Source organism: Anaeromyxobacter oryzisoli (assembly GCF_022690765.1).
Taxonomy (GTDB): domain Bacteria; phylum Myxococcota; class Myxococcia; order Myxococcales; family Anaeromyxobacteraceae; genus Anaeromyxobacter; species Anaeromyxobacter oryzisoli.
In genome coordinates this window covers 1-5468 of the sequence record NZ_JALCZA010000142.1, presented here as the reverse complement: position 1 = coordinate 5468, position 5468 = coordinate 1, and the positions used below count along the sequence as shown (strand labels likewise).

General features: G+C 75.5%; 7 protein-coding genes. 2 read left to right on the top strand and 5 right to left on the bottom strand.

The window, feature by feature from the left end:
- From MNZ27_RS22765 to MNZ27_RS22745, 5 genes are all read right to left on the bottom strand, one after another.
- The coding region (locus tag MNZ27_RS22765) for a transposase (RefSeq protein WP_242396357.1) at positions 1–255 on the bottom strand (255 nt) is incomplete at its 3' end.
- Between the two features lie 53 nt (positions 256–308).
- The gene (gene tnpB / locus MNZ27_RS22760; protein ID WP_242396356.1) at positions 309–653 is read right to left on the bottom strand and encodes an IS66 family insertion sequence element accessory protein TnpB; all 345 of its coding nucleotides are present in this window, start codon (positions 651–653) and stop codon (positions 309–311) included.
- 14 nt (positions 654–667) lie between these two features.
- Entirely contained in the window at positions 668–1051 is a 384-nt protein-coding gene (gene tnpA, locus MNZ27_RS22755; protein WP_242396355.1) for an IS66 family insertion sequence element accessory protein TnpA, read from the bottom strand.
- 54 nt (positions 1052–1105) lie between these two features.
- On the bottom strand, positions 1106–2017 hold the full coding sequence (locus MNZ27_RS22750) for a S1/P1 nuclease (protein ID WP_242396354.1): 912 nt from the start codon (positions 2015–2017) through the stop codon (positions 1106–1108).
- 303 nt (positions 2018–2320) lie between these two features.
- Positions 2321–3736, bottom strand: coding sequence for an MFS transporter (locus MNZ27_RS22745; protein WP_242396353.1), 1416 nt, complete (start codon positions 3734–3736; stop codon positions 2321–2323).
- Positions 3737–4013: 277 nt separating this feature from the next.
- On the opposite strand from MNZ27_RS22745, the gene MNZ27_RS22740 reads away from it, so the two are divergent.
- Together MNZ27_RS22740 and surE are read left to right on the top strand one after the other, a co-directional pair.
- Positions 4014–4499 carry a MarR family winged helix-turn-helix transcriptional regulator gene (locus tag MNZ27_RS22740; protein WP_242396352.1) on the top strand — a complete coding sequence of 162 codons (486 nt, stop codon included), beginning with the start codon at positions 4014–4016 and terminating at the stop codon, positions 4497–4499.
- 77 nt (positions 4500–4576) lie between these two features.
- Positions 4577–5341, top strand: a complete 765-nt coding sequence (surE, locus tag MNZ27_RS22735) for a 5'/3'-nucleotidase SurE (RefSeq protein ID WP_242396351.1) — start codon at positions 4577–4579, stop codon at positions 5339–5341.
- The last annotated feature ends 127 nt before the right edge of the window (positions 5342–5468 follow it).

The window sequence follows — 5468 nt, the reverse complement described above, 5'->3', positions numbered from 1 at the left end:
CGCCTCGTCGATCTGCTTAGACTCGGCCTGGGCCTGGGCGATGAAGAGCGCGAGCTGATCGGGGTCCACCTTCTCGGACCGCTGGCCGAACTGGTGCTTGCGGAGCTTCATGACTTGAAGCTCCAGCTCGGCGTTCCGGGCCCGCAGCTGCGCGAGGATCGTCTCGACCATCCCGAGCGCCTCGTCCACCCGGCCATCGCCGATCACCTTCCGCAGGTGCTCGCTGATGCCCTTGATGTCCGGCGCGCTCGTCACCGCCCCCTTTGATCACACTTGGGGCCCCGGAGGCAATGGGGCCGGCGCCCTTCTCAGGGAGCGTTTGCCAGCGGCTCCCAGCGTGGCCTTCGCCTCGCGCCGCGGAGGTCGATCCCCTCCAGCATGAGGGCGAGCTCCGGCCCCTCGAGCAGCACGTGGCCGGCGCCTGGGCCGGCCTCTCGCGGCCGGCGGAACACGCCGCGCTCGAGTCGCTTGTAGACGAGCAGCCAGCCGTTCCGGTCCCAGAGCAGCAGCTTCACTCGATCACCGCGGCGGTTCAGAAAGACGAAGACGTGCCCGCAGAGCGGGTCCTCGCCGATCACCTGCCGCGTCGCAACAGCCAGGCCGTCGAAGCTCTTCCGGAGATCGACCGGCTGCGCGCACAGGTACACGCGCACCGTAGACGGGAAGCTCAGCACGCTCGCTCCGCGAGGACCGCGAGGAGTCGCTGCAGCGCGGCCGGGTCGAAGCCCGGGCCGACCCGGACGCGGATCTCGCCGAGCACGATCTCCATCGCCGTCTCGTCACCGGCGGCCCTCGTGGTGCGCGGCGTCACCTCTACCGGCACGAACTCGATCCGGCCGGCGGACTCGGTCGTCGCTCCGAGGCGGCGCCGCCACCACCGCAGCCGTTGTGACCCGATCCCCGTCTGCCTCCGAAACGCCACCTGCGTGAGGCCGCTCGCCTCGAACGCCGCCAGCGCCTCGCGCCCGTCCGACTCGCTCCAGTACCGGCCCTTCGCGAGCTTGCGCAGCCGCACCCGGTCCACCCCGCCGATCCGCTCCGTCTTCGCCACGGTCACCTCCGTGGCGAAGCCTGCCCCCTTCCCGTCAGGCTCGGCAGGTGCGGTCTACCGGGCGGTTACGGCGCCGGTCCCGGCGCGCCGCGACGGCGCACGGGCGGGGAGCGGAGCTCCGCCCTGCTCCGCGCGGGACTCCCGCGCCGCGGCGATCCGGTCGAGGACCGCGGCGAGCCGGACGCCGGCCATCGCGAGCTGCCGCTCGACGCGGGCGCGCTGCGTCCGCGGATACGAGCGCGGAAGCACGATCGCGGCGCCGGCCCGCGGCTCGGCGCCGATCTCCGCGTAGATCGTCCGCGCGAGCGAGGCGGAGCCGTCCGCCCAGGCCACCGGATCGAGCTCGCCCGCCCACCTCGCGGCGTCCTCCGCGCGGATTCGCCCCTCGATCTGGAGCGCCGCCTCCCGGGGCGTGCGGCTGCCGAGTAGCGGGTGCAGCACCTCGGCGTCCCAGACGTGATGGAGCTTCACCGGGGTCCGGCGGTGCTCGAACCGGACTTCGAGCTCGGTCCCGCCGCGGTCCCGGCCGTCCCCGGCGTGCAGCGGCTGGTGGACGTCGCCCACGAGGTGCACGAGCCAGCGGAGGGCGTCCGCGCGGTCGAGCGCGCTGGTGCCGTCCCGGAGCGTCGCGGCGTTCCGCGCGATCGCGGCGACGACGCAGGCGCCGTCCGGGCAGTCGCGCGAGGCGTCGTAGCCGCGCGCGGAGAACGGGACGTTGACGTAGTGCCAGGGGCGCGTCGCGCGGTCGTCCTGGTGGTCGGCCCACGCGGCGACGTCGGCCAGCGGCCGATTCCCGAGGACGTCGTGGAGGAGCCGGTGCGCCGCCGGCGAGAGCCGCGCCTCCGCGACGTACGCGACGACGCGATGGCCGGGCTCCGACCACGCGCGCGCCGGACGGGGCGCGGCGGACAGCGCGGCGAGGACGACGACGGCGGGGGCGGCGAGACGACGATCGAAAGAGGACATCGCCGCCGCAGGGTACCCCCGACGCCAGGCTCGAGCCCACGTACCGAGGGCCTCCCTCACGCGCGGCTTACCTGCGTGAGCGTGAGCGCGCCCGGCGCCCGCGTCGCGCCCGGTGAGCGCGGGCTCCCCCGAGGTTGCCCGATCACGAGGTCACGACCGAACGCCTCGTCGTGCACACCGATAGTCAATCCAGCCTGCGGCACGTGGTCGCACAGACGGACGCCCGCAATCGAGACGCGGTCTCCCCCTGATTGATCGTTGCGACGAGCCGCGTCACCGCCGCGTCCCGTGATTGCGTGACAGCTACGCCGCGTGCCGCCGCACCTCGTCCACGAGGCGCCTGAGCATCGCCCCGCGGGCGGCGCGGTGCAGCGCGCGCAGCGACTCCGCCCCCTGCTCCCGGATCCGGAGCGCGAGGAACGCGCTCGCGAACCGGCCGAGCGCGGACGCGAGGAAGACGAGCTCGAGCCCGTGTTTGCTGCTGCAACAATATGTCGCAGGGGCGCGGGCGAGCGCCGGCGCGAGCAGCCCGCCCCCGGCCGCGGCGAGGGCGTACGCGACGCCCCCTGCCATGGCGATCTCCGCGACGTAGAACGGGCGCTCGCGGCGCGGCGCGAGGGCGAGAGGCAGCGCGAAGGAGGCGATGCCGTGGCCGCCCCACGCGATCCCGGCCAGCACCGCGTCGATGGCTATGGGCCAGAGCCGGTCCGGGCCGGCCGCGATCCACAGGAGCGGGAGCCCCGCCACGGCGAACGAGCAGGTGGCGAGCACGGGGCGCGCGCCGAAGCGGTCCACCGCGCGCCCCCACGCGGGCGACGCCGCCATCCGGAGCGTCGCCGCGGTCGCGGCGTGCAGGGCGGCCACCGTGAACCCGGCGCGGAGGTCGTGGACGAGGAAGAAGGTGAAGAGCCCGCCGGCGAGGCCGACCGAGGCGTTCCAGACGAGCTGATACGCGAGCAGGGCACGCGCCGCGGGATCGCGCACCGGGCGGAGCGCGGCGGCGAGCGGCGGCGGCGCGGCCGGGGCGCCCCCGCCGGGATCGTGCTGCCGCGCCATGAGCGCGGTCGTGACCGCGCCGACGGCGCACGCGACGACGGCGAGGGCGGCGAGGGCGGCGCCGCTGGCGTGCTGGCGCGCGGCGCCGTCGAGGAGGCGTCCCACGCCGACACCGGCGAGCGTCCCGCAGAGCGTGCAGAGGCCGGTGCGCCTCCCGAAGTAGCGTCCGCGGAGCCGCGCCGGGACGAGCTCCCCCATCCACGCCGTCCAGGCGTTGTTCCCGATCACCCCGAGCACCGCCGAGGCCCCCGCCACCGCGAGGAGGAGGGCCCGGGCGGCTCCGGGGCCGATGGGCAGGAAGGGGAAGAAGGCGAGGGGCAGGAGCGCCTGGCGCGAGATCGCCACCGTCGCGATCGCGACGCGGCGGCGACCCAGGGTCGCGGTGACCCAGGCGGCGGGGAGCTGGACGAGCTGCGCGAGCTGGGGGAGCGCCCCCACCAGCGCGATCTCCGCCGGGCTGGCGTCGAGGTGGAGGGCCCAGCCGGTGAGCGCGGTGGCGCCGGCGCAGGCGCCGACGATCTCGGCGCCGACGCCTTCCGCGGTCGAGAAGCGCAGCGAGCGGCGTCGCCGACTGGTGGGCCTCGCGGCGCGGCCGAGGGGAGCGGGGGCGAGGCGAAAGGGGACGGAAGGGCGCGAGGATCGCGGGCGTGCGGCGAGAGACACGGAGGGGACGCCCCTCCCCGGGCGCCCGGCCACTCTCGCGCGGAGCGGGCCGCGAGTCAGGTGGCGGCCGGCCTGGCGGTCCGCGCACCCCTGCGGGGCGAGGCGCACATCGACCGCACCGCGCGCACCCGAAGTCCGCTCGCCCTTTCACGGGCGGTTCCTTCACCCTGCGGCGCGATTGCTTGTCGCGCCTGCGTCTCATGGTCGATTGCGCCGTCGGAAGACGCCGCACGGCGCATGTGGCCGGACACACCGTTTCGAGGTCCAATAGCTCGACATGGCGCGAGACCCCTCTGCCTCCATCCCTCCTCCGTCCCAAGAGCCCGAGCGCAACCTCGGCCCCGTCCTCGAGTTCATGCGGACGCTGTGGGCCGTCGATCACGCGCTCCAGTCCGCGTCGAAGCGGATGGAGGCGCGCAACGGGATCACCGGGCCGCAGCGGCTCGTGCTGCGGATCGTCGGCCGGAACCCCGGGATCTCCGCCGGCGCCGTCTCGGAGACGCTCCACCTCCACCCGAGCACCCTCACCGGCGTGCTGAAGCGGCTCGAGACCCGCGGCCTCGTCGAGCGCCGCGCCGATCCCGCCGACGCGCGCCGCGCCCTCCTGCACCTCACCTCGCGCGGCCGCGAGCTGGACGACGTCCGGAGCGGGAGCGTGGAGGCCGCCGTCCGCCGTTCGCTGGGCCGCCTGCCGCCGAGGACCGTGCAGGCGGCGCGCCGGCTCGCGGAGACCCTGGTCGAGGATCTCGAGCGCATCGAGTGACCGGCGCCGCCGCTCGATGGGGCGGCCGCCGCGCGAGCGCCTGGCGGCGCGGGGCGGCCGTTGGTAGATTCAAGCGCGTGCGGGTGCTGCTCTCGAACGACGACGGGGTCCACGCCGCTGGGCTGCGCACGCTGGCGGCGGCGTTCGAGGGGGACGAGGTGTGGGTGGTCGCGCCGGACCGCGAGCAGTCCGCCTCCTCGCACTCCATCTCCCTCCACCGCCCGCTCCGGATGACGGAGGTCGCGCCGCGCTGGTACGCGGTGGACGGCACCCCCACCGACGCCGCGTACATGGGGCTGAACCTGGTGCTCCGGGACGCCCGCCCGGACGTCGTGGTCTCGGGCGTGAACCACGGCCCGAACCTCGCGAACGACGTGCTCTACTCCGGCACCGTGGCGGCGGCGATGGAGGCGGCGCTCCTCGGCGTGCACGCCATCGCCGTCTCGCTCGCGGCGCCGCCGCCCCACGACTTCACCGAGGCCGCCCGCTTCGCGGTCGCGCTCGCGCGGCGGGTCCACGCGGCCGCCCCGCCCGCGCCGATCCTCTTGAACGTGAACGTCCCCCCCGGGCCGATCCGCGGCTACCGGTTCACGCGGCTCGGGCGCCGCGACTACGGGAACGAGGTGATCGAGAACGTCGATCCGCGCGGGCGCAAGTACTACTGGATCGGCGGCGAGGGCGACGCGCGCAACGAGGACATCCCCGGCTCGGACTGCAACGCCGTCCAGCTCGACGGGCTCGTCGCGGTGACGCCCCTCCACCTCGACTCGACGCACGACGCCATGCTGCAGGAGGCGCGGAGCTGGACCGTGCCCGGGTACATCAAGGAGCCGGCGCCGTGAGCCGGCACGCTGCGGCGGCCGCCGCGGCGCTCCTCGCCCTCGCCTGCGCCTCGAACCGCCGCACCGTCCACGCGCCCTCGCGGCCGCCCCCGCCCCACGCGGCGCGGCCCCCGGCGGCCGCGCCGAC

Coding starts and splice junctions, on each gene's coding strand:
- MNZ27_RS22740 (WP_242396352.1), top strand. CDS start 4,014: ATGGCGCGAGACCCCTCTGCCTCCATCCCTCCTCCGTCCCAAGAGCCC.
- MNZ27_RS22750 (WP_242396354.1), bottom strand. CDS start 2,017: ATGTCCTCTTTCGATCGTCGTCTCGCCGCCCCCGCCGTCGTCGTCCTC.